This window comes from Xanthobacter agilis, from assembly GCF_021730435.1.
Taxonomy (GTDB): Bacteria; Pseudomonadota; Alphaproteobacteria; order Rhizobiales; family Xanthobacteraceae; genus Xanthobacter; species Xanthobacter agilis.
Genome location: NZ_JABWGX010000002.1, coordinates 40,978 through 65,562, shown reverse-complemented (window position 1 = coordinate 65,562; position 24,585 = coordinate 40,978). Strand labels below are relative to the sequence as shown.

Here is a 24,585-nt window from a genome sequence, read left to right as displayed (position 1 = left end):
TCCCGTGCGTTCCAGCCTTCGCAGAAGCCCCGATGCCTTTGATGATCAAGCCGCGCACGCTGGGACTGCTCCACAAGGTGGAGCGGCGGCGCGACGGCGGGCGCTTTATCGTCACCGTCCTGGTCGCGTTCGACCTCGCCGATTCCTCCCGGCTCGATGGCGAGCAGGGGCTGTGGACCATGGCGGCAGCGGCGCTGCCGCCGGGGACTCCCCTCGACATGGGGATGCCGAAGCCGCGCGCGGAGATGCTCATCGCCGGCCGCGTCCAGGCGCCGGATGCCGGGGCGCTGCTGCTGGAGGCCCGCATCGGCGGCGTGCACCGGCGCCTTGCGGTTTTCGGCGACCGCTGGTGGACGACCGACGCCGGCGGGCGCTATCTGCCCACCGATCCGCAGCCGCTGACGGACCTTCTGCTGTCCCGCGCGCGGGCTTTCGGCGGACCGGGGCATCCGGGCAACGGGGAGGGGCTCGGTTTCGGCGCGGTCGACCGGATCGGCGCCGGCGGGCCGATCCCCCTGCCCAATATCGAGGATCCGCGCGCCCTCATCCACACCATCCTCGACCAGCCCGAGCCGATGGCCTTCGGCCCCCTGGATGTGCTCGATCCGCGCCGCCAGCAGTTGGCCGGCACCTATGACGCGGCCTGGGCGCGCGACGTCGCTCCCGCCTTGGCCGACGACATCCACCCCGATTTCTTCATGGTCGCCTCGCGCGAGCAATGGCTGCCCGGCTATCTCAACGGCGACGAGCCCTATTGGCTCCACAATTTTTCCGCCGATGCGCCGCTGATCGAGGGGCGGCTTCCGGGCATCGCGCCGCGTGCCTTTGTCGGCCGTGGCGACGCGGCCTGGAGCGAGGTGGGCCTTGCCCTCGATACGGTCTGGCTCGTGGCCGGCGCCCGGCGGGGCATCCTGGCCTGGCACGGGGTGCTGCCGGTGGCGGATATCGAAGGGCGGGACGTCACCGATGTGATGGTGGCCTATGAGCGGCTCGGCGCGCCGCCCCGCCCGCTCAGCCATTATGCCGAGGTGCGGCGGGTGCGCTGCGATCCCGAGACCGCGCCGCGCTTTGCCTTCTCCGAATGGCAGCTCACCCCGCCCAAGGACCCGGCGGAGATCGCGCGGCGCGACGCCGCCCGCCTGGCCCGCGCGCAGCAGCAGGCGGAGCTTCAGGCGGAGGCGATGGCCTATGTCACCACCCGCGCCCTCGATGCCGCCGGCGTGCCCGAGATCCTGCGACCGGCGCCTCTTCCGCCCGCGGAGCCGATGCCGTTGCCCACGCCGGAGGAACTGGCGGCGGGCGATTTCGACCTGGGCGAGATGCTGGACCTGATCGAGGCGAAAGGCGCCAAGGCCCATGCCGACGCGGCCGCTCTCGCGGAGCGGGGCCAGCCGGTGCTGGAGGCCATGCAGGCCTTGCAGGCGCCCGATGCCGGCCCGCGCGAGGTGGATGCGCTGCTCGCGGCCCTGGTGCCGCTGACGGGGCAGGATGTGGCGGGTGAACTCGATCAGGCCCACGCGGCCGGTGGGGCGGCCCTGCCGGAAGGGGCCCTGCCGGAAGGCTTGGCGGCGCTGCTGCCGCCGGTGGCATCCGCCGCCCTGCCCGGCGACGCGGGGCCTGCGGATTGGCGGCGGCTGCTCGCGGACAATCTGAAGGGCGGGGACGATGCCGCCGTGCTGGCCGCCGCCCTGGCGCGCTGTCTCCGCTTGCCGGAAGGTCGCCCGCTCGCCGCGGCCCGCGCCGCGCTGGATGCTGCGGCCGGCATGGAGCTGCCGTCTCCGCCCGCCGCGGACCCGGCTTCGGGACAGCGCGCGGCCGAGGCCGTCGGGCCGTCGGTCACGGCGCTGCTCGATGCGCTGTTGGCGGACCCTGACGCCGCTCCGGCGGCGGCGCAGGTGGTGACGGCGCAGGTGATGGCGGCGAAGGAGAAGCTGGGCGAGGCCGGGCGGCAGATCCAAGACCTGCTGCCGCGCCTCGGCGCGGTGCACCCGAGCGAGGCCATCGACAGGCTTTTGGCCGGACTTGTTCCCGCGGGCGCGGCCGCCGCCGGCGCTGTGGACCTTCAGGATCTGAGTGCCCACCGGGACGCGGCGGTGGCGGATGCGCTGCGCCAGGTGGATGCGGCGGAAGCGCGGCTCGAGACCGGCGTGGCCGAGCTGCGCCGGATGGCGCCCAAGTCCAGCTACCCCCAGGTGCCGCTGGCGCCGCGGGTCGCCCGGCGCTTCGGCGATGCCGTGCTGGAGCAGCTCGGGGCGGGACTGACGCTGGCGGGGCGCGATCTGGCGGGGGTGGACCTGGCCGGGGCGGACCTGTCGGGCCTCGATCTGTCGGGCGCGTTCCTGGAGCGCGCCAACCTCGCCAACGCGCGGCTGCGCGGCGCCAATCTCTCCGGCGCGGTGCTGACGCAGGCGCGGCTCGACCATGCCGACCTCACCGACGCCGACCTCACCGGCGCCAACCTCAGCGCGGTGAGCGGCCGTAACATGCGCCTCGACGGGGTCCGGCTGTCGGAGGGGCTGCTGCTGGAGGCCTGCCTGACGGGCGCGAGCGCGCGGCGGGCGGTGTTCACCGGCGTCCGTTTCCTGTCGTGCGACCTCACGGGGGCCGATTTCACCGAGGCGCGCTTCGAGGACGGCCTGTTCATGAGCGTCAAGGCCGCCGCCATCCGGCTGGAGCGGGCGACCTTACGCCGCTGCCAGATCATGGAGGGCGACTTCACCGGGGCATGTCTCGACGGGTCTTTCGTCGATCGTTGCTCGCTGCTGAAGCTGACGGCGCCGGGGGTGTCCGCGGTTCGGGCCGACTGGCGCGGCAGCGCGTTCCTGGGCGGCGCCCTCCTGTCTGGGCTCGATTTCTCGGAGGGGCTCGCCAGCGAGGCCAGCTTCTACGGCGCCGATCTCACCGGCGCGGTGTTCCGCCGGGCCATCTGCGAGCGCACGGTGTTCAACGCGGCGCAGCTCGCGGGCGCGGATTTCCATCTCGCCAGCTTGCGCTTCGCTCTGCTGGACGGGGCCAATCTGGCCGACGCGGACCTCGCCGGAGCCCAGCTCATGGAGGCGCAGCTCCATCGCGCGAACCTGACGGGCGCCACCTTCCGCCATGCCAATCTGTTCGGCGCGGACCTGACGGACGCGGATCTGCGCGCCGCCGATTTCACGCTCGCTCACCTGCTGAACTCGCCGCTGGCGCTGGAGACGGTCCATGACTGAGACCGCCCAGGAGAAGGCCGCTCGGGCGCGCGCGGAGCTTCTGGCCCATGTCCGCTTCAACCTGCTGTTCCAGGACGGCGATTTCGCGCTGACCGACTGGAGCGACACGGGCGACCTGTCCGCCGGCTGCATCGCCAAGACAGCGTTCCGCAGCGCCCGGTTCGATCGTGCACGCCTTGGCGCTGTTCAGTTCATCGAGGCGGACTTCACCGCCGCGGTGTTCCGCGCCGCAGTGGTGCGCGAGACCATTTTCATCCGGTGCGACCTGAGCGGCGCGAGCTTCGCCGGCGCCACCATCGAGAAGGCGACATTCATCGCATGCGCGATGCCGGCGGCCGGGTTCGGGGGCGCCACGGTCACCGAATCGACTTTCCTGCAATGTGATCTCACCGCCGCGCGCTTCGCCGACGCACAGTTGAACGGCGCCGTGCTGCTGGATTGCACCATCGCGGAGATCGACCTTTCGGGTGTCGCGGCGCAGCGGCTGTTCGTCTCCAAGGCGGATCTGCGCGCGGCCCGCCTCGACGGCCTCTCCTGCGAGAGCGCCCTTCTGGCGGATGCCGACCTGTCGGAGCGCGATCTGACCTCGGTGCGGCTCGCCCGCTGCAATCTCATGGGCGCGAACCTGACGGGCGCGGTGCTGACGGGGATGGACATCGCCGGCAGCTTCTTCCTGCAATGCACGGCGCGCGGCGCCGATTTCTCCGGGGCGGCGGCGAGCGCGGCCCATTTCTCGAAGTCCGACCTGTCCGGCGCGCGTTTCACCGGCGCGCGGCTCGACAATGCCAATTTCATGCAGGCGCGGCTCGGCGGCGCCGACTTTTCCGGCGCCGATCTCGAAATGGCGGTGATGACGCAGGCGCAGGCGCCGGGCGCGCGCTTCACCGGCGCGAACCTCGCTTACACCCAGTTCGCGCAGGCGCGGCTCGACGGCGCCGACGCTTCGCGCGCCCGCTTCCTGCGCACCAATTTCCACCGCGCCTCGCTGACCGGCCTCGCCCGGCTCGATGCCTCCGGCAGCGTGACCGAGACCGAGCCGGCGCGGGCGGTGGCGGAGCTCTACGCGCCGCAGCGGGTGCGCCCGTGGCAGGAGGAAGACTAGATGTTCGTGACGTCGCAGGGCCCCTTGCCGGCCATGGACATGGCCTTTCCCGACGTGTGTCGCACCCCGGTGGGGCCGGCCATCGTTCCCATCCCTTATCCCGACATCGCTTTGTCGAACACGGCCATTCCGACCCAGACCAAGCTTTGTCTCACCTGCATGCCGGCGCACAATTTGGTGACCCAGAAGCCGCTGTCCAATGGGGACAACGCCGGTCTCGGCCTCGGCATGGTGTCCAATCTCGACATGGGGCCGGTGGCGGCGGCCATGGGCTCCACCAACTTTTTTGTAGGCGGTACGCCGGCCATCAAGATGACCTCGCCCACCAAGCAGAACGGCGTCTGCCCGAATGCCGCGGGCATGACCCTTTCCCCGTCCCAGGTGAAGCTGATGTCGCTGCGCTGAGCCGCCGCGACGCCATCGGGAGCAGACGCCATGTCCACATCTCAGCACGCCGAAGCCGCGTCCACGCCGACCCATGCGCCAGACCGGGACCGGCCGGCGCCAGAGCTTGAACCGCGTGGGCCAGCCCCCGGCGGCGGTGGGGCGCCGTTGGTGCGCCTGCAGCTCCAGCTCTCGATCCCCGAACTCAGCCTGTCGGATTATGAGTGCGAGGCCTTCACCGCCGAGGAGGGGGTATCGCGCTCGTTCCGCCTGGAGGCGTTCTTCGTCGTCATGCGCGATCTCACCGGCTCCAGCGTGGTGAGCAAGCCGGCCTGGTTCCAGGTGAAGCAGAACGGGGAAACGCGCGTGTTCGGCGGCGTGGTGCTGGAATTCCGGCTGCTGAACAAGATCGATGTGAACAGCTATACGTACGCCGTGGTCATCGGCCCGCGCCTGTCGCTGCTGGATCGCAGCCGGCAAAGCGCGGTGTTCGCGCCCGACAGCGCGCTCGGCGTCAAGGATCTGCTCGATGGCCTCCTGTCCGGCTCCCTCTATGCCAATGCGACGGTCACGGATCGTGGCGTGAGCCTTGATTATGAGATCCAGGATTCAGTTTCGAAAAACTACAAGCGGACGAACATCACCAAGTTCAATGAGAGCGATTTTCAGTTCTTCTCGCGTGTCTGTGAGCATTATGGGGTCTTCTATTTCTTCGACGTGATCGAAACGGCGGGAACCGTCAAGGACAAGCTGGTAGTGGCGGCGGACAACGCGGCCTTTCCCGCGTCCGCGGCGGGGTCGCTCGGCTTCAAGCCGGCGCGGGCCACCGTCGCGGTGACGCAGGCGGCGGTCACCGCGCTGGAATGGGTGGCGCGGCCGGCGCTGAAAGCCTTCAAGCTGCGTGATTTCAGCGAGGACAAGCCGGACACGGACATGCTGGTCAGCAGCACGCAGACCCCGGCCGATGGTGTCGGCGGCGTGGTGGAGTATGGCGACCACTATCTCACCCGCGACGAAGGCGAAGCCCTGGTTGAGATCCGGGCCCAGGAACAGGCGTGGCAGAGCAGCATTTTTGCCTGCGAGAGCACCGCCTGCGAGCTCGGCGCCGGTCAGGTGTTCGCCTTGACGGGGCACGATATTTCGGCCTTCAACACTGACTATGTGGTGCTTGAGATGCGCCACGAGGCCGGCAAGCCGGGAGCCCTCGGCTATGCCGCCAACACCGCCTCCATGCCCTATCGCAACCGCTTCACGGCCATCAAGAAGAGCCAGACCTTCCGGCCGCGGCGGGTGACGCCGCGGCCGGTGATGGCCGGGGTCTTCAACGCCATGGTGGAGGCCGAGGACACCAGCGCCACCCGCGCCGCCTTGGACAGTTCCGGCCGCTACCGCCTCGGCCTCGGCTATAACGAGACCTCCAGCCGCAACACCGCCGGCAAGGGCAGCGCGCCGGTCCGCCAGGCCCAGCCTTATGCCGGCTCCAGCGCCGACAGCGTGGTGAGCGGGCTGCACTTCCCTCTGGTGCGCGACACCGAGGTGCTGGTGGGCTACGTGAACGCCGACCCCGACCGGCCGGTCATCCTCGGGGCGGCGTTCAACCAGAACAACGCCGATCCCGTCACTTCCAGCGACCAGACCACCAACGTGCTGCGCACCACGGGCGGTCTGCTGATGGAGATGCAGGATGGCGCCAACAAGTCGGCCACGCGCTACATGCGCTTCGACATTCCCAAGGCGGTGACCGATGCGCCGCCCTCCAGCAGCGCCGCTTCCGGCACCTATCTGCGCCTTGGCGGCCATGCGGACGATTCCGGCGCCGCGTCGGGGTTGAAATATACGACCTCGTCAGTGACGCAGACGGACAATGCCAACAAGAATGAGGACGACCCCTATGGAGACAAGGCGTCGTCGTCCAAGTCGGCGAAGGAGAAGTCCAAGGTCAGCGCGACCAGCCATGACTGGTCTGGTAAGGGCGTCCTTTTGTATTCGGACGACGACCTCAACATCAATGTGAAGGGCGCGGGGCTGACGAAATTCGGCGCCGGCCACACCACCAAGACCGCAGGCGGCGATTCCGTGCACACCGTCGACAAGGGGCAGTATAAACTGACCACCCTGAACGGCGTGACCATCGAGGCCGGAACCTACACCGATCCGACCGGAGTCACCACCACCAGCCCGGCCGACATTCTCATCCACGCCACCAATACGGTGACCACGAAGTCCGACGGCGACACCTACGACTGGGTCTATGGAAACTCCACCAAGTACACGCAGGGCAATTCCTTCTCCGTGTTCTTCGGCACGGAGGAGTCCATCAAACTCGCCATGACCACAAATTTCCAGCTGGGCATGAAACTGGAGACCATCGTCGGCATCAAGATGGACCTTATCGCCGGCAATGCCACCAAGATCACCAACTCGGATCTGAAGCTCGTCAACACCGACGTCAAGATCGTGACGACCGATTTGAAGCTTGAGACCAGCAAGGTGACCATCGGCGCCGCGCTCACCAAGATGGTTTCCGCCAATTATGATAATTCGGCGTTGAAATTCATCGTGAATGGCACCAGTTCGGTCGTGTCGGCGGTCGCCTCGAAGGTCGCGAGCACCGCGGTCGAATCGGGCGCGATGATGTCCCAGACCATGGGGATGATGACGGCCATGCCCGGCCTCTACAACATCATGTAGGTGAAAGCATGCGCGGCACTGACACGGGCGGCGCTCAGGGCCGCCTTTCTTCTTCCGCGGCGGGCTCTCCGCAGCCGCCGGCGGCGATGCCGGGCCTCGTGCCGGGCCGGGTGTTCGCGCTCGATGCGGCGCAGCAGGTGGGCGTCACCGTCGGCGACGAATGCCTGTGGGCCCAGCGCAGCCTGAGCTGCGTGCTGGCGCCGGAGGTGGGCGACAGAGTGCTGGTGGCGCGGGTGGATGGCGAGGCGTTCGTGCTCGCGATCCTGGATCGCCTGCTGCCGGACACCATGACGCTGTCGGTGCCCCATGCCCGGTGCGTGGCGCTGTCGGCGCCGGACATCGCCATCACGGCCGAGGCGAGCCTTGCGCTGCGGGCGCGGGACGCGCGCCTGGAGGGCGAGAATGTGCGCATCCTCGCGACGTCCTTCAGCCTGGTGGGGCGACTTGCCACCCTGGTTGCCGATCTTCTGCGCACCACGGCGCGCCGCACCGAGACCGCGGCCGATGAAATGGCGGTGCAGGCGGGAGAGCGCACCACCCGCGTGCGGGGCACGGATGTCAGCGCGGTCGGCACCTCCGTGCGGCGGGTGGAGGAAGTGTCGGTGGAGACGGCGCAAAGCGCGGTGCTGGTGGCCAAGGACGACCTGCGCTTCGACGGCACCCGCGTGACGGTGGGCTGAGCATGGAGCGCATGGTGATCGACCCGCCGGGCGCCCTGGAGGCGGCGCGGCGGTTCTTGTCGGCGGCCCAGATCGATGCGGCGGATGTGTTGATCGACGAGGTGCTCGCGGTTGTGCCGGGCCATGTGGATGCCTTGAGCCTGCGCGGCGTGTCCCTGCTCGCGCGGGGCGCGGGGGACGCGGCGTTCGAGCTGCTCGGGGCGTTGGCGAGCCATCGTCCGGACCGCGCCGACATCGTGGCCAACCTCGGCGCGGCCCATCGTCTGGCGGGCCGGAACGAGGAGGCGCGGTTCTGCCTGGAGCGGGCGGTCGCGCTCGAACCGGACGGCGCCGGCCACCGGCAGGCGCTCGCCGCGGTTTTGCTCGCGGCCGGCGACGGGGCGGGGGTGCGCGCCCAGGCCGAGGCCTTGCTTGATCTCGGCCGGCGCCAGGGGCGCGCGGAGGTGATGGCGAAAGGCCATGCCCTCGCCGGCCGGCTGGCGCTTCTGGAGGGGGCGCCGCTCGCCGCCGCGCGGGCCCTGCGCGCGGCGCTGGCCCTGCGGCCGGGCGATGGGGAAGACCTGACCCTGCTGTCCGATGTGCTCGCGCGCCTGCAGAACCGGGACGAGGCGCTCGAGCTTGCGCGCCAGCTCTATCTGCTGGGGCCGACCGATCCCGCCGCGGCGCTGCTGCTCGCCCGTCGTCTGGCGGAAATGAACCGCTGGGCGGAGGCCGAGCGCCACCTGCGCCGGATCGTGGCCACCGCGCCGCACCATGTGGAGGCGAACCATCTGCTGGCCACCCGTCTGACCTTGATGGGGGAGGGCGCCCAGGCGCTGGCGCTGTTCGGCGCGCTGCTGCGGCGCGCGCCAAGCGATGCCGAATTGCTGGTGCGCATGGCCATGCTGGTGCGCCTGAACGGGGATCTGGAAAAGGCGCTGTCCTTTGTCGAGATCGCGGCGCGGCAGGTGCCGGGCGCGGTCTCGGCGCCGGCGCTGCGGGAGGAACTGCTGCTGGCCCTCGGCCGGATGGATGAGGCGTGGCCGCCCCCCGCCGAGGCGCTGCCGACCCCCGCCGTCACCGTGCCGCTCGGCATGGCGGCGGCCGAAGCGCTGGCGTTGGCGCGGTTCGCGGCCCGGCTGGCGCCGGCGGGCGGGCGCATGGCATGTCATGCGGAACCCGAGCTTCTGCCGCTGCTGGCGGGCGTGGTGGGCCTTGCGCCGACGCCCGCGCCCGCGCCGCGGGAGGCGGTGCCTTTGTCCGATCTGCCGGTCCGCGTGCCGATGCCCCGCGGCGGCGATGGCGACGGGCGACCCACCATTCCTTATCTTGCGGTCGAGGTGGGGCGGAACGCGGCCTGGGGCCACGGGCTTGCGGATTTCCCCCGTCCGCTGGTCGGCCTGGTGTGGGACGAGGCGGCGCCGGGTCTCACGCTGGAGGCCCTCGTGGCCGCGTTGGGGGGCCGGCCGGCGGGGGGCGGCACGTGGGTGTCACTCGTCTTTGACGGGGCCCGGCGGCAACTGGCGGCGCACCCCGAGATCGTCGACGCGGGCGCCCATTTCGCCGATGCCCGTGATCTCGTGGCGGCGGTCGCGCAGCTCGATCTCACCGTCGGCGTGGACAGTCTTGCGCTGCATGTGGCGGGCGCGCTGGGACGCGAGGGGATCGTGGCCGTGCCGCCGCATCTGCCGTGGACCTGGGCCCACCGAGGGGGAACCGCGCTCTGGTATCCCACCTTGCGTGTGGCGCGCCAGCCGGTGCCCGGGCGGTGGGATGAAGCGCTGGCGGAGGTCGCCGCCGTCGTCGCGGCCCGCGAGACGCCCGAGCGGCAGGCGCCGCCCCCCACGGCCACCCTTGAGGATTTGGCGCAGGAGGACGCGGGATGATCTGGCAACCGCTCGAACGGGACGTGGATCCTCGGGACATGATCGTTTCCCGGGCAGTGCGTACCGGCATTGCCAGATACCCGGACGGGCACCGTGAAACGATCTGGCAGGAAGGGACTTATGGCGGCCGGACGCTGCGCCTGCGCCTGCATCACGCGCCGCGGCAAACCCTTGCCTATCAGGGGCGGGCGGCCCTGCTGTACGCCGTCTCCGGTGAAGTGCTTGAAGGCCTGGAAGGCTACCGCTGCGAGGCCAGCGCGATCCTCGATCTGAAGACCCGCGCCTTCCTGAACGTGGCGTGCCGGCTGATCCCGCTGGGACCGGTGGAGCCGGGGAACTGACAGGTGGCTTGGGGTGGGCGGGCCGCTGCGCACTTGCCGGGGGTGCGCGGAAATCTGCGCAGTCCGGGTGCGGCGGAAAAGTCATCGCAAAGTCGTGAGCGTGATGTCCGCCTCCTGCAAAGACAAGGCTTGGTCCATGCGAATGAGGTTGACGTCATTCTGAAACATAAATGGCACCGGTATTGCGTAACTCGGCACGCCGGAACATGGCCGGCGATGATCGATCGAGGATGAAATGCCGCAACCCGCATATATTTCCATCACGGGTACGAAACAGGGCCTGATCAGCAAGGGTGCCTTCACCAGCGATAGCGTCGGCAACATTTGGCAGGAGGGCCATGAGGACGAGTGCATCGTCCAGGCGTTTTCCTCCAACGTGATCATTCCCCGCGACCCGCAGTCGGGTCAGCCCACCGGCTCGCGGGTGCACCAGCCCGCGACCATCACCAAGTATCAGGACAAGGCGTCGCCGCTGCTGTGGCAGGCGCTTTCGACCGGCGAAGTGCTGTCGGAGGTCACGCTGTCCTTCTGGCGCACCTCGACCGCCGGCCAGCAGGAAAAATACTTCACCATCAAGTGGGAAGACGCCGTGCTGGTGGACGGCAAGGGCATGATCCCGAATGTCCTGATGTCGGAGAACTCGAAGCTGCAGGACATGGAGGAGTGGGCCTTCACCTATCGCAAGGTGACCTGGACGCACGAGAAGGCCGGCACCTCCGGTTCCGACGACTGGCGCAAGACCGGCAGCTGATCCACTTTTGCGCGCGGCCGGCGCGATCGAGCCCGGCCGCGCGCGTCAATGTCATTGAGAGGTCACGGATTCTAAGGTCTTCTGCGCGGCGCGCCGCCGTGAGGCCGGCGGGGGTGCGTGGCCATCCGCCTTGCTGCCCAGAGCTTCGTTCACCGCAGGGGCCGCTCTGCGGGGTCACCCGCTTCCAGTCACCGGGCCGCGCCGCGGGGCCGGTCCATGCGCATCGCGAGGGTCGTGAACATGCTGTCGCTCGATCTCAAGTCACTTCTGGATCGGCTCGGCGTCTATCCGAAGCGGTCGCTTGAGACCGCCGCCGGCCTTGCCGTGGGACGGGGCCATTACGAGGTCACCGTCGAGCATCTGCTGCTCACCATGGTGGACGACGCCGACCGCGACCTGCCGCTGGCGCTGCGTCATTTCGAGGTGGATGTCCCGCTCCTCAAGCGCCGTCTGCAGCGGGCGGTGGAGGACATGAAGGCCGGCAATCCCGGACGCCCGGTGTTCGCCTCCAGCCTGATCGAGGTCATCACCGACGCCTGGCTCATTGGTTCGGTGGAACTCGCCCAAGGGGCGGTGCGCTCGGGCACGGTGTTGCTGGCGATCCTTCAGAACACCAACCGCTTCGGTCTCGCGGACTGGTGGGATGTGCTCCGCCGGGTGCCCGCCGCGGAGTTGAAGGCGAGGTTTCACGATCTCCTGGCGTCGTCGTCCGAGGCGAAATCCTCCGCGACCCCGGCTGCTGCCGGCGGTGCGCGCGGGGGCGCAGGGGCTCCCGGCCGCTCACCCGACAGCGTGCTCGGCCGCTTCGCCACCGATTTCACCGCGCTCGCCCGCGCCGGCAAGATCGACCCGGTCTTCTGTCGTGACCGCGAGATCCTGCAGATGATCGACATTCTCGGACGGCGGCGGAAGAACAATCCCATCTGCGTGGGCGAGCCGGGCGTCGGCAAGACGGCGGTGGTGGAGGGCTTGGCCCTCAAGATCGCCCAGGGCGATGTGCCCGATTTCCTGAAACAGGTGGAATTGATCGGCATCGACCTCGGCATGCTCCAGGCCGGGGCCGGGGTGAAAGGCGAATTCGAGAACCGCCTCAAGGGGATCGTGGAGGAGGTAAAGGCCTCGCCCACGCCCATCATCCTGTTCATCGACGAGGCCCACATGCTGGTGGGCGCCGGTGGTCCGGCCGGCGGGGGCGATGCCGCCAACCTGTTGAAGCCGGCCCTGGCGCGCGGCGAGCTGCGCACCATCGCCGCCACCACCTGGAGCGAATACAAGAAATACTTCGAGAAGGACGCCGCCTTGGAACGCCGGTTCCAGGTGGTGAAGCTCGACGAGCCGAGCCCGGAGGACGCGGCCACCATCCTGCGGGGCCTGCGGCCCATCTACGAGCGCAGCCACAACGTCTATGTGCGCGACGACGCGGTGATGGCGGCGGCCCAGCTTTCGGCCCGCTACATCTCGGGCCGCCAGTTGCCGGACAAGGCGGTGGACGTGCTCGACACCGCCTGTGCGCGGGTCAAGCTCTCCATGTCGAGCCGTCCCCGGGCGCTGGAGGGGAACGAGCGGCGCATCGCCGTGCTGGAGCGTGAGCTTTCGGCCCTTCAGCGCGACCGCAGTACGCTCGGCACCGCGGAAGATCCGCGCTGCGCGGAGATCGCCACCGAAATCGCCGTGCTCCATGCCGACATCGCGGTGCTGGAGGCCCGTTGGCAGGCGGAAAAGCTCCTGGTGGACCGCGTGCTGGAGCTGCGCCAGCAGCTTAACACCTGTGCTCAGGAGCAGGCGGCCGACGCCGCGCCGGAGCCAGAGCCCATGGTGGAGCGTGAAGCCGAGCTGCGCGAAGCGCTGGTGCAGACCCTTGCCGATTTGCGCGCCCATCAGGGCCGCGCCGGCCTCCTGCATTACGAGGTGACGCCGGAGACGGTGGGCCAGGTGATCGCCGACTGGACCGGCATTCCGGTGGGCAATATGGTGCGCGACGAGGCGGCATCCGTGCTGGCGTTGGCCGAGAACCTGTCGCGGCGCATCAAGGGGCAGGCCCAGGCGGTGGACGCCATCGACGAGGGCATGCGGGCGGCCAAGGCGGGCCTCAACAGCCCCACCCAGCCCATGGGGGTGTTCCTGTTCGTGGGGCCGTCGGGTGTCGGCAAGACCGAGCTTGCCACGGCGCTGGCGGATCTTCTGTTCGGCGGTGAGCGCTTCCTCGTCTCCATCAACATGTCCGAGTTCCAAGAGCGCCACACGGTGTCGAAGCTGGTGGGCTCGCCCCCCGGCTATGTGGGCTACGGCGAAGGCGGCATCCTCACCGAGGCGGTGCGCCAGCGGCCCTATAGCGTGGTGCTGCTGGACGAGGTGGAGAAGGCCGACCCGGAAGTGCTGAACCTGTTCTACCAGGTGTTCGACAAGGGTGTTCTCTCCGACGGCGAAGGCCGGGTGGTGGATTTCAAGAACACCATCGTCATCCTCACCAGCAACCTTGCCACCGACCTCATCACCGAAATGGGCACCCGCGCCGAGCGGCCCGCCACCGATGAACTGGTGGCCGCCATCCGCCCGACCCTGTCGCGCTATTTCAAGCCGGCCCTGCTGGCGCGGATGCAGATCGTGCCCTTCTATCCGCTCTTGGGCGACACCCTGGGCGAGATCGTGCGGCTCAAGCTCGACCGCGTCGGGCGGCGGCTGGCCGACAGCCAGAAAATGGCTTTCGGCTATGCCGACCAAGTGGTGGAGCAGATCGCCCGGCGCTGCACCGAGGTGGAGAGCGGCGCCCGCAATATCGATCATATCGTCTCGCGCACCCTGCTGCCGGAGATTGCCACCGAGCTGCTCGCCCGCATGAGTCAGGAGCAGGCCACCGACGGCGTGTTCGTGGACGTGGGCGCGGACGGCCGCTTCGTCTATCGCTTCACGGCGTCCGGCGAAGCGGCGCCGCTGGCGGCCGCCCTGTCCGCCGATCGGGTGGCGGAGGATGCGGACCCGGTGCCGGAAGAGGCGTTGGCATAGGGTTGCGCGCGCGTGGATGCGGCATCGCACGATCCCTCGACCGCGGACGACCTCCGGGCGGCGCATGATCCCGAGACCTCACATGATCCCGGGGCCTCACATGATTCCTTGGCGGCGCTTGAGGAGTTGATGGAGGTGACGACGGCGCTCGCCACCGAGCGTCATCTCGAAACCCTCCTCAACGCGGTGGTGAGCGCGGCGCGGCGCCTGACCGCGGCCGAGGGCGGGCGCATTCTCGTGCTCGACCGCACCGGCCGGGAGCTGCATTGCCTGGTGGGGCAGAACGAGGCGGCGCCGGAATTGTCGGGCCTTGCGCGGAGCGTGCCGCTCTACCGGGCCGCCAATTCTTTTAATCTCGACGAGCCCAATGTCTATGCGGCGGTGACCGGGCGGGTGGTGAACGTGGCCGATGTCCGCGCGTATACCGGGCTCGATTTCACCGCGCTTTATGCCCATGAAGCGGCGACGGCGTTCCGCACCCGCGCCTTCGTGGCGGTGCCGTTGCGCTCGGTGGAGGGGTTCACCCTTGGGGTGCTCCAGCTCATCAACGTGCGCATGGATCATCGGCGCATGGATGGTTGGCCTCTGGAGGCCGGCGCCGCCGGACGCGCGCTCAGCCCGGATTTCGAACGGGTCGTGCGCTGCTTCGCGGCCCATGCGGCGGTGGCTATCGCCAATGCGCGCCTGTTCGACGAGAACCGTCGGCTGATCCGCCAGCTCGACCGCGCGCGCAGCGACCTCGAGGAGGAAAACACCCGCCTGCGCAACGCCCAGGCGGGGCCCGGCAACGGCGTCATCGGCGACAGCGCGCCATTCCAGGTGGCCCTCGCTTTGCTCCAGCGGGCGGCTCCGGCGACGGTGCCGGTGCTGCTTTTGGGCGAGACCGGCACCGGCAAGGAGGTGTTCGCCAAGATGCTGCATGCGGCGAGCCCCCGCAGCGCGCGGCCGTTCGTGGTGCAAAACTGCGCGGCGCTGCCGGAGCACCTCCTGGAAAGCGAGCTGTTCGGCTATCGCCGTGGCGCCTTCACCGGGGCGATCGCGGACCGCGCCGGCCTGGTGCACGCCGCCCAGGGCGGCACCCTATTCCTGGACGAGGTGGGGGACATGCCCCTTGGCCTGCAATCGAAGATCCTGCGCATGCTGGGGCAGGGCGAGGTGCGGCGGGTCGGCGATACCCGCACCGAGACCGTGGATGTGCGCATCGTCGCCGCCACCAATGCGGACCTTGCCGCCAAGATCGCGCAGGGCCAGTTCCGCGAGGATCTCTATTACCGGCTGCAGGTCTTCCCCATCACCCTGCCGCCGCTTCGGGACCGGACGTCGGACATTCCCGCCTTGATCGAGCATTTCCTGGCGGCGGCCTGCGCGCCGCTGGGGCGCCGGCCACCGGCTTTGACGCCGGAGGCGCTTGCCTGCCTCGTCAACTGGCGTTTTCCCGGCAATGTCCGCGAGCTGAAGAATATCGTGGAACGCGCGGTGCTGCTCTGCGATGGCGACCGGCTCGACCTGCCCCATCTCCCGCCGGAGCTGATGGCCAGCACCGCCCTGCCGGCACCGATCATGACCCCGGAGGAAGAAGGGGGCGGATTGCGCCTGATGGTGCAGAATTACGAAGCTGCTATCATCGAGGTGAAACTGCGCGAGACCGGCTGGAACCAGAGCCGTGCGGCCGATCTCTTGAGGATCTCCCGGCGCAGCCTGGTGGAAAAGCTGTCGCGCTACGATATCCGCCAGCCCGGCCGAGTATGAGCCAAACCCGTTCGCAATCGATGGAAGCGCGGCGCGGGTGAGAACGAAGGGAGAGACGCCATCGACCGCCATCTGAACGATCTGTTCTCGGAATTCTTCACGGGGCGGCGCTCGTTCGATCAGCTCGCCGCGGCCCTGCGCGCGTTCGGCCAGGAGGATGGGGCGGACGATGGGGCGGACGGCGGGGGCGCCGCGGGGCGGAGCGCCGCCCAGCTTTCGGCGGCGCTCCAAGAACAGATCAATCTCGGCCGCATGCCTTATGATCTCGCCATGCTGCTGTTCCAGGAAGCCACCCGGCCGGAACCGGCCCCACCTGCGGCGGCGCAAGGGGCGTCAACTGGGGCGTCAAGTGGGGCGTCAACTGGGGCATCGGCGGGGGCCGAGTCGCCGGCGGGCGAGGGGGAAACCCTGCGTGGCCGGGTGGATGCGGTGGTGCTCTCCGCGCTGCTTGGCCAGTTCAAGGATCTGCGCAAGGGCGGGGAGGCGCGGGCGCGGCAGAACCAGCGCCAGCTGGACGATGCCTTGGCCTCGTTCCGCGGCGCGCGGCTGCGCCGCGATGCCCGCAGCAGCGCTGACGGCAATGGCCGCCCCCTGGTGCTCGGCCGCAGCGGGCGCGAGGAGAACCGGATCGGCCAGATCCTGCGTGACCGTTTCGTCCTCGACGCGGAGCTGGGGCGCGGCGGCATGGGCGTGGTCTACCGCGCCGTGGATCGCCGCCGGGTGGAAGCGGCCGGCAGCCGTCCCTATGTGGCCGTCAAGCTGCTGCACGGGGATTTCGGCGCCCATCCCGACGCGTTGCGCAGCATGGAGGCGGAGGCCCGGCGCACCCAGGACCTGTCCCACCCCAACATCGTGGCCGTGCACGATTTCGACCGCGATGGCGCCAATCCCTTCATCGTCATGGAACTGCTGGAAGGCAGCTCGCTGGATGTGCGGCTGAAGGACGACGCTGCCTTTGCCGGCAGTCCAGCGGCCTGGCACGCCATTCGGGACATGTTCGCCGGGCTCGGTCACGCCCATGCCCAGGGCGTCATCCATGCGGACCTGAAGCTCGGCAACCTGTTCCTGTGCGCGGACGGGCGCCTGAAGATCCTCGATTTCGGCATCGCCAGCGCCGCCCGGACCGGGGGGGACCGCGACGCCCCGACCTTCGACGCCGTGACGCCCACCTATGCCAGCCCCCAGCAATTGCGCGGCGAGCCGCGTGACCCACGGGACGATGTCTATGCCTTCGGCTGCATCATCCATCTGCTGCTGACGCGCAGGCACCCCTTCGGGCGCGTTCCCGCCACCGACGCCATGGCGCGCGGGCTCGTGCCGCCGGTGATCGCCGGCCTCACGGCGCCCATGCAGGCGGCGCTCGCCGCGGCGCTCTCGTTCGACCAGGGGCAGCGCCCGGCGGATGCGGTGGCCTTCCTCGGCGCGTTCCAGGGCCGCTGACGCGCCGTTGCGCAGCTCCCGTGGTCAGTTCCGGACCAGGTCCACCACCGGGCGCAGGGCAACCACATAGTCGCTCTCGGGCGCGAGGGCCGAGAGGATGCCGGAACTGCCCAGGCGCACCAGATCCTCGTTCAGGGGCAGCACCGCCGCCACCGGGCTGCGGAAGGCGGTGCAGATCTGGTCCGCCAGCTGCCGGGTGTCGAACGCCTTCAGCGCCTTGTTCACCACCAGCAGCAATTGCGGCACGTCCAGGCGGCGGGCCAGCTCCAAGGTCACCGCCGTGCCCTGGTAATCCTGGTGATCCGGCCGCAGCACCAGCAGCAGGGTGTCGGAGATGGCGATGGAAAGCAGGGTTTCCTCGTTCACCCCCGGATGGGTGTCGATGAGGAGATAATCGAGGGCGAGGCGCTCGCACAGGGCGTGGAAGCCCTCGTTGAGCAGGTCCACCTCGAACCCCTCCTTCAGCACCCGCGCGATTTCGCCGGCCTGCATGCTGGACGGCAGAAGGTGGATGCTGCCGCCATCAGGAGCGCCATCGGGAAAGGCGCTGTCGGTGACGTCGATCGCCGCTTCCTCAATGGCGCAGCGGCCCCACAGATAATCGTTGAGGGTGAAGCGGGCGCTATCGGCATCGAGGCCGAACAGCACATGAATGCCGGGCGAGAGGATGTCGGTGTCCACCACCCCCACGCGCAGCCCCTGGAGCGCGAGCAGATAGGCGATATTGGCGGTGATCGTGGATTTGCCGGTGCCGCCGCGATAGGAGTGGGTGGAGACGATGTGGGTCACTTCCGGTCCTCCGGCTCGCCGGCCTTGTGCCGCTCCCGCAGCGACCGGGCCCGGCGCTGGAGATTCTGGAAATAATCGGATTCCGTGATGGCGCCCACCTCCCGTTTGAAGCGCTGGCGGTCGATGGCCACGGTGAGCTGCGCGACGGTGTCGGAGAGGGTCGCATTCTCCTTCCGCAGCCGGCCGTTGGCCTCCTCCAGCTGGGCCTTGAGCTCCTGCAATTCCTCCACCAGCCAGGTCAGCCGGGTCTCGCGCGCTTCCACCTGCACCAGCATGAAGCCGAAGGATTCCGCAAGCTCGCGAATGGAGGGGGAGGCATCCTCCGCGCAGGTGAGGGCGAACAGCTCGTCCGTATAGTCGTAATTGCCCCGCGCGATCTGGCGGCAGAGCTGGTCGAGCTTCTGGAGCGTCTGCAATTCGGATCTCGGGGCGGTGCTCATCTTTGGACGATGCTCATCTTGGCGCGATGTTCATGGCGACGACCTGCGTGCGGCAAGGAAGGCTGCGCCGGCCCGCCAGCGCGCGCGAAGGTTCGGCAACGCAAAGGCCTGCGCAAGGACGCTTTGGGCCAGGAAGCGGTTGGTGAACTCCTCCACCCGCGCGGGACGGTGCGCGGGATCGAATGCCAGCAGCGCCTTGAGAGCCCGCCAGCGGTGCGCGGAAAGGCCCTCGGGGCGTCGTGGTCCCACCCCCTCCGCGCGGGCTTCGAGGGCGGTGCGCCGCTGGAACGGGTGGGCTCCGGACAGCACCATATAGGCGAGAAGCCCGAAAGCGAAGAGATCGCACGCCGGTGTGGGGGGGCAGCCGTCCAGCCGTTCGGGCGAGGCGAAGCGCGGCGTCAGCGCGCCCACCTGGTCGAGAAGGCGGATCGTGGCATCCTCGTCATCGTGAGGGGCCTGGACGGTCCGCTGCGCCAGGCCGAAGTCCAGCACCTTCACCCGGCCGTCGTTGCAGATGAAGACATTGCCGGGCTTCAGGTCGCCGTGGATGAGACCGTGCGCATGCGCATGCGCCAGCGCTGCGCCCACGGAGCGGATGCAGCCGCAGGCCTGCGGCCCGTCGAGGCCCCGGCCGCGCCGGTCCCGGAGTATGGCGGCGAGCGTGCGGCCCCGCAGCAGCTCCATCACCAGGAAATGGCGGTCGCCGTCATGGTCGCTGTCGTAGACACGCACGATGTTGGGGTGGATCAGCTCCAGCATGCGCTGGGCCTCGCGGTGAATCAGCGCCCGCGCCGCCGTGTCATGGGGCGGGGCGAGGGTGACGAGCTTGATGGCGACGTCCGGTCGCCCGGCGCGGGCACCGAGCCGCACATGGTCCACGGCATGGAAGACCGTGCTCATGCCGCCGCGTCCGATCACCTGGATCAGCTCGTAGCGGCCCTTGAGCCTGAGGCCGAGATAGGGGGACAGGATGCGCGTGCGGTTGCCGCCGGCCTCACCCGGCGCGGCGGCGCCCGCGGGCCGGGGCTCAGGCCCGCGCGCCATGGGCTCCCTCCGCGGCGCGGATGTGGACGATGATCGCGGTGGCATCATCCCGCGTCCCGTAGGCGGCGGCCTCTTCCACCACCTGGGTCGCGCCCACGCCGGGGCCGGTCGTCAGCAGCTGTTCCAGCCGCGCGCTCGGAATGGCGCCGTGCACCCCGTCCGAGCACAGCAGCAGCGCGTCGCCCGCCACGAGATCGACGATGGCGCAGTCGATCTCCACATCGTCCTCGGGGCCGATGGCGCGGGTGATGACGGTGCGGGCCGCGGCGCCGGGCGCGGTGCGGCCGAAGATGGCATGGTCGCGGGTGATCGGATGCAGCCGGCCCGCACGGGCGAGGTAGGCTCGGGAATCGCCCGCCCAGAGGCAGACGGCGCAGCCCTCGCCCAACACGGCGAGCACCACGGTGGCGCCCAGCGGCGCCCCGCTCTCGGCGCCGGACTGGAACAGGGCGGCGTTGGCGCGGAACAAGGCGTCGCGGGCTTGTGCCACGCGGCGGTCCAGCGCCGCCCCCGGCGTGACGCCCCGCTGTAGCAGCTCGACCACGGCGCGGCTCGCCACCGCGCCGTCGGCGAGGCCGCCGATGCCGTCCGACACCACGAACAGGGCGGCCGCATCCCATGCGGCATGGGCATCCTCATTCTGCCGGTGGCGGGGGCCGATGCGGGTCGCGGCCGAGGCGGCAAAGCGCAGCTCTCCCATGGTGGCATCGCTCACGGCGCCATCGCGCGCGGCTCCATCGCGTGCGGCTTCATCGCTCATGGCGGATCACCTCCCCCGGCGGGGCGATCGCGGACCACGCCCCGTCCATCATCCGCGCGAACACGTCCGGAGCCGGCAGGCCTCGGGTCATGAGCCAGACCGGGGGATGCTCGTCCCAGCCCTCGTGCCACCAGCACGACAGGCCCACCGGGCCCGCGGCGCCGGCCCGCAGCGACCAGGTGAGCAACTCGCTGGCGGCGCCGGCGACAGTGGGCAGCCGGCGCCCGGTGAGCACCCAGGTGCGGTCGGCGCGGGTAGCGCCCTCCCGCGCGGTGCGTGTCACCGGATCGGGGTGCGGTGCCGGCAGGAGCCGGCCGGCGAGGCTGACGAGGGCGGCGGCGGCCTGTTCCAGGTCGAGGGTGCCGTCGATCACCTCCAGCACGAGGTCTTCCAGGCCGCTGGTGAGGGGGCGCGTCTCCTCGTGGAGGTCGAGGATACCGAAATCGCGGGCGAAGGGCACCGCGAGGGTGAGGGGAAAGGCGCGGCCGAAGCGGTCCAGCGAGGAGGCGAGCACGCCGATCCACCCCTCCGGCCCGGCCACGCCGGGGTCGAGGGCGAAACGCCAGGGCGGGCTGGTGAGATAGGCCGCCTTCCAGGCGCCGGAGCCGGGTTCGGCGCTGCCCGCCATCACCCGGTTCAGCCAGCCATCCCAGGGCGTGACGAAGGAGAGCGGCAGGTTGCGCCGGACGAAATCGTCCTTCGAGGGGATCTTGCCGTAGAGCCCGCCCTGGGCGCGGCCGGCGGCGGTCATAGCTCGTCCGGGCAGCGGAAGCCGCGCAGGGCACCGAGCGCGAAGGCGCTGTTGACGCTGGCGGCGCGGAACTCATAGGTGACGCTCTGGCCGTCCGGCCCCTGCACCTTGACGCTCTGGATGTCGCCTCGGCTGCGCAGGCCGAAGCCCGAGACGAAGCGGAACAGGGCCCATGGGCCGGTGCGCTGAACCTGCGTTTCCCGGCCCTCCACCGGGGTGAGGGTGACGGTGAGGGTGCTGGCCTCGCCCTTAGTCGGCCACTCCATGTCGTAGGTGCGCGGGGCCTCGTGGCGATAGACGATGTCGGTGCCGTCGATGGAAAGGGTGGCGCGCAGCACGTTCGGCGACAGGAAGATCGGGCGCACCCCGTATTTCACCAGCAGGGTCGGTCCCTTGTTGGGGAAGAAGGCCTCGCGGATCTGCCGCGCGCGGTTGAACTGGGCCAGCGTGTCCGCGTTCAGGAGCGTGCGGGCGCCGTCCGCGTTGAGGGGCACATAGGCCCCGCGCCGGTCGGTGACGAAGGGCGCGAGATATTGCTGGAAAAAGCTGTCGATGGTGCCGCCGGGCCGGAAGAAGTCGGTGAAATCGGAAAGGGTGATGTCGTCGCGCGCGTCGCCATAGACCGGGTAGCGGCGGGCGATGGCGCTCTCGCAGACCGGCAGCACCTCCTGCTTCCAGGCCTGGTTGACGTTGTCGCGGGCAAGGCCCAGCAGGGTCGCCCAGGCATTGTCGGTGACGCTGGTGAGCACGGTGCGCACCGGCTCGGGCCGCAGGGCGGAATCGGTGCGCAGGGCGGTGAAGGCGTCATTGCCCTGGTTCCGGCCCTGGGACGAGATGATCTGGAACGCGGCCACCGGCGGTTGCGGCGCGTTGGCGACGCCGGACAGCACCCCATAGACGTTGCTCACCAGGTCGCGGACCCGCGACAAGGCGGGGGCCTGGCCCGAGGCGCCGGGCGTGCCGAGCTGGATCAGCGCGATGAAGGGCTGGGTGATGGTCTTGCCTGGCCACGGCCCTTCGCCGAAGGCGGCGCCGGCGGCCATGTCCCCGGCCGCGCCGGCCGCCTGCTGGGCAAGACCGGCCGGCGACACAGCGGGTGAGGGCGCCGGCTGCGGGCCGGCGGGGATGGGCACGTTGCTCTGTTGGCCGGGGGCCGGCAGGTCGGTGTTCTCCTTCACCGCGGCGACCAGCGCGTCGAGTGGGGATTGCGGGCCGGCGAGGTTCTGCAGCACCCCGAGCGCCTGGGGCATGGTGTCGAAGCGGATGGCGGTGATGTGGGACAGGGCGCCCTGCCAGGCGGCGATATAGTCGCGCACATAGAGGGCCGCGATCTGGCGGGCCAGCGCCTGGGACTGGGGCTTGTCGCCGGTGCCCACCACCCAGTCGCCGCCGAGCGCCTCGGACACCAGCACCGGCAGGCGCGGCAGGAAGAAATTGTAGAAGCCGGCCCGCGTGAACACGCCGGGGATCGCCAGCGCGCCGCTGGCCTGGGCCTGGGCGCCGCCGGCGAGGCTGCGGGTGCCCATGACCTGGGCCAGATCAATGCCGGTGAGCTGCTGGTTCTGGTAGCCCTCGCGCAGCAGCCGCGCATAGACCTGATCCACCTGCGGCACCCGCGAGAGGCGGGCGCGGGCCTCCTCGATCAGCCGGGTGTTCAGGGGATAGCGCTGCGGCATCAGCCCCACCAGCGCGTCGAGATGGCCGGCGAGGGCCTTCTGCCGGGCCGTGTCCAGGGGGAAGGTGAGCACGGCCTCGCCGTTCACGGTCTCCAGCATGGTCGAGCGCTCGAAGCGCTTGGGCTCGCCGAGCATCAGATAGGCGGTGAGGGCGGTCCGCATGTCCTCCAGCGCCGCCGGCGTGCCGGCCTGGATGTCCTGGGCGATGCGGCCCTCCAGGCGGGCCGCGAAGGCGGGCAGGAGGCGGGTGACGAGCAATTGATCGTAGGCGTTCCGCGCCGCGGCGCCGAGCCGTGGCGCGGTGGGAAGGCCGAGCAGGTCGGCGCTGATCCAGGAGCTATCGATCCCCGCCACCACCGTCAGCGCCTTGCCGGCGTTGAGCAGCGGCAGCAGCTCGCCATAGCCGGCCTGGGGCGGCAGATGCCGCAGCAGGCGCTCCGCGTCGTCGAGGCTCTCGCGGGTGGCGCCGATGCGCAGGTCGGCCTGGGAGGCGGAAGAGATCCACAGCGATGAGAGGCCGAGGGTGACGGCGGCGGCCCCGACATAGGTGGCCGCGCGCATGGTGGAGAGGCTGCGTTCCAGCTTCCGGTTCACCCCCACGAGACCTTGCTCGTCGAAAATCACGTCGCTGAGCAGACGCTTGACGAAGAAGGTCTTGCCGATGCCGGCCTGGCTGCGTCGGGCGCCGCCGGAGAGCCCGAAATTGCGGCTCATGGCGCCGAGCAGCCGCTCCACCGGGGCGCCGGCCTGGGTGCCGCTGGTGAAATAGAGCCCGCGCAGGATCGGCCGCATCTCGAAGCGGGAGGTCTTGAACACCTCCGAGGTGAAATGCCCGAGCGGCCCGGAAAGGCTTGCGAACTCCTTCGGGAAATTGAACATGCGGCAGCGCCGGACCAGCGCGCGCTCCTGGTGCAGGAGCCGCATCAGCCGGCCCTCCAGGCGCTCCACCAGCCCGAGGAAATTGCTGCGGAACTCCGGTTCCAGCTGGGCGGCGGGCATGTCCAGGGGAAAGGTCATGCCCCAGACCTGGGCGCGGCTCACGTCGTCCAGCTCGCCGAAGTATTCGCCGAAGCCGCTCAGCAGGTCGCATTTGGTGATGAGCACATAGACCGGCACCGTCATGCCGAAATAGCGCATGAGTTCCTGCAGCCGGCGCTTGACGTGGTCCGCGTGGACCTTGCGCTGGGCGTCGCTGGTGGAGATGACGTCGGCGAGGCTGATGGCGATGATGACGCCGTTGATGGGGCGGCGCGGGCGGTGGGTGCGCAACAGCTCCAGGAAGCCGCGCCAGGCCACCTTGTCCACCTCGCTGTTCACGTCCTGGGTGGTGTAGCGCCCGGCGGTGTCGATCAGCACCGCCTCGTCGGTGAACCACCAGTCGCAATAGCGGGTGCCGCCGATGCCGGCCACCGGGTCATCGCCCACCCGGTCGGCGAGCGGGAAGTTGAGGCCGGAATTCTTCAAAATGGTGGTCTTGCCGGCGCCGGGCGGTCCGAGGATCACGTACCACGGCAATTGGATCATGTAGTTACGGCCGGCTTCGTTGCCGATGGCCTGCTCTTTGAGCGTGCGCATCGCGCTTTCGAAGCGCTCGCGGATGATCTCCACCTCGTCCGACGATTGTTCGCTCGCCAGCAAGGCGAGGCCGTCGGAATCCAGCAGGGTCTTGATGGCGCGGGCATTGGCGCGGCGCGACAGAAAGATGCGCGCGGCCAATGCGCCGATGGCGAACACGAACAGGGCCGCGATCACCAGCACCCGCGTGCCCGCACCGGCCAGCGGCGTGATGCCGGCGACGCTGACGTGCGGTCCCACGAACCACACGAGGATGGCCAGGCAGCACAGGCCCACCAGCATCAGCAGCGTGCGAACCCTGAGAAGATTGGCGACGAGGGCCTGGAACATCGTGC

Annotated in this window: 17 protein-coding genes; 11 read left to right on the top strand and 6 right to left on the bottom strand. The window is 69.7% G+C overall.

Features of this window, described 5'->3' with window-relative positions; genetic code table 11:
- The first annotated feature begins 32 nt into the window (after positions 1-32).
- From HUW53_RS01535 to HUW53_RS01485, 11 genes are all read left to right on the top strand, one after another.
- Positions 33-3,209 carry a DUF2169 family type VI secretion system accessory protein gene (locus HUW53_RS01535; RefSeq protein ID WP_237343979.1) on the top strand — a complete coding sequence of 1,059 codons (3,177 nt, stop codon included), beginning with the start codon at positions 33-35 and terminating at the stop codon, positions 3,207-3,209.
- Positions 3,202-4,311: a pentapeptide repeat-containing protein gene (locus HUW53_RS01530; protein WP_237343978.1), complete on the top strand. Its 1,110-nt coding sequence runs from the start codon at positions 3,202-3,204 to the stop codon at positions 4,309-4,311. The genes HUW53_RS01535 and HUW53_RS01530 overlap by 8 nt, the downstream gene beginning before the upstream one ends.
- The gene (locus tag HUW53_RS01525) at positions 4,312-4,716 is read left to right on the top strand and encodes a DUF4150 domain-containing protein (RefSeq protein ID WP_237343977.1); all 405 of its coding nucleotides are present in this window, start codon (positions 4,312-4,314) and stop codon (positions 4,714-4,716) included. It begins immediately after the preceding gene.
- Positions 4,717-4,746: 30 nt separating this feature from the next.
- Positions 4,747-7,386 carry a type VI secretion system Vgr family protein gene (locus HUW53_RS01520; RefSeq protein WP_237343976.1) on the top strand — a complete coding sequence of 880 codons (2,640 nt, stop codon included), beginning with the start codon at positions 4,747-4,749 and terminating at the stop codon, positions 7,384-7,386.
- 8 nt (positions 7,387-7,394) lie between these two features.
- Positions 7,395-8,066 carry a DUF3540 domain-containing protein gene (locus HUW53_RS01515; RefSeq protein WP_237343975.1) on the top strand — a complete coding sequence of 224 codons (672 nt, stop codon included), beginning with the start codon at positions 7,395-7,397 and terminating at the stop codon, positions 8,064-8,066.
- A 2-nt stretch (positions 8,067-8,068) separates the two neighbouring features.
- Entirely contained in the window at positions 8,069-9,931 is a 1,863-nt protein-coding gene (locus tag HUW53_RS01510; protein ID WP_237343974.1) for a tetratricopeptide repeat protein, read from the top strand.
- Positions 9,928-10,272, top strand: a complete 345-nt coding sequence (locus tag HUW53_RS01505; RefSeq protein WP_237343973.1) for a hypothetical protein — start codon at positions 9,928-9,930, stop codon at positions 10,270-10,272. Before HUW53_RS01510 ends, HUW53_RS01505 begins: the two co-directional genes overlap by 4 nt.
- Before the next feature lie 235 nt (positions 10,273-10,507).
- Entirely contained in the window at positions 10,508-11,023 is a 516-nt protein-coding gene (locus HUW53_RS01500) for an Hcp family type VI secretion system effector (RefSeq protein WP_237343972.1), read from the top strand.
- 216 nt (positions 11,024-11,239) lie between these two features.
- Complete coding sequence (gene tssH, locus HUW53_RS01495) at positions 11,240-14,026, top strand: type VI secretion system ATPase TssH (protein ID WP_237343971.1); 2,787 nt, start codon at positions 11,240-11,242, stop codon at positions 14,024-14,026.
- 135 nt (positions 14,027-14,161) lie between these two features.
- The gene (locus HUW53_RS01490; RefSeq protein ID WP_237343970.1) at positions 14,162-15,775 is read left to right on the top strand and encodes a sigma-54-dependent Fis family transcriptional regulator; all 1,614 of its coding nucleotides are present in this window, start codon (positions 14,162-14,164) and stop codon (positions 15,773-15,775) included.
- Between the two features lie 252 nt (positions 15,776-16,027).
- Complete coding sequence (locus HUW53_RS01485; protein WP_237343969.1) at positions 16,028-17,215, top strand: serine/threonine-protein kinase; 1,188 nt, start codon at positions 16,028-16,030, stop codon at positions 17,213-17,215.
- 24 nt (positions 17,216-17,239) lie between these two features.
- Here the strand turns inward: HUW53_RS01485 and HUW53_RS01480 are convergent, their stop codons facing one another.
- Genes HUW53_RS01480 through tssM form a run of 6 tightly spaced genes read right to left on the bottom strand, consistent with a single transcriptional unit; the run spans position 17,240 to position 24,580 of the window.
- The gene (locus HUW53_RS01480; RefSeq protein WP_237343968.1) at positions 17,240-18,004 is read right to left on the bottom strand and encodes a MinD/ParA family ATP-binding protein; all 765 of its coding nucleotides are present in this window, start codon (positions 18,002-18,004) and stop codon (positions 17,240-17,242) included.
- A complete protein-coding gene (locus HUW53_RS01475) occupies positions 18,001-18,444 on the bottom strand; it encodes a hypothetical protein (RefSeq protein ID WP_237343967.1) in 444 nt (147 codons plus the stop codon). Before HUW53_RS01475 ends, HUW53_RS01480 begins: the two co-directional genes overlap by 4 nt.
- Positions 18,445-18,474: 30 nt before the next feature.
- Positions 18,475-19,488 carry a serine/threonine-protein kinase gene (locus HUW53_RS01470; protein WP_237343966.1) on the bottom strand — a complete coding sequence of 338 codons (1,014 nt, stop codon included), beginning with the start codon at positions 19,486-19,488 and terminating at the stop codon, positions 18,475-18,477.
- Entirely contained in the window at positions 19,472-20,248 is a 777-nt protein-coding gene (locus HUW53_RS01465; protein WP_237343965.1) for a PP2C family protein-serine/threonine phosphatase, read from the bottom strand. Before HUW53_RS01465 ends, HUW53_RS01470 begins: the two co-directional genes overlap by 17 nt.
- Positions 20,238-20,999, bottom strand: coding sequence for a type VI secretion system-associated protein TagF (gene tagF, locus HUW53_RS01460; protein WP_237343964.1), 762 nt, complete (start codon positions 20,997-20,999; stop codon positions 20,238-20,240). Before tagF ends, HUW53_RS01465 begins: the two co-directional genes overlap by 11 nt.
- The gene (gene tssM, locus HUW53_RS01455) at positions 20,996-24,580 is read right to left on the bottom strand and encodes a type VI secretion system membrane subunit TssM (RefSeq protein ID WP_237343963.1); all 3,585 of its coding nucleotides are present in this window, start codon (positions 24,578-24,580) and stop codon (positions 20,996-20,998) included. Before tssM ends, tagF begins: the two co-directional genes overlap by 4 nt.
- Positions 24,581-24,585: the final 5 nt, after the last annotated feature.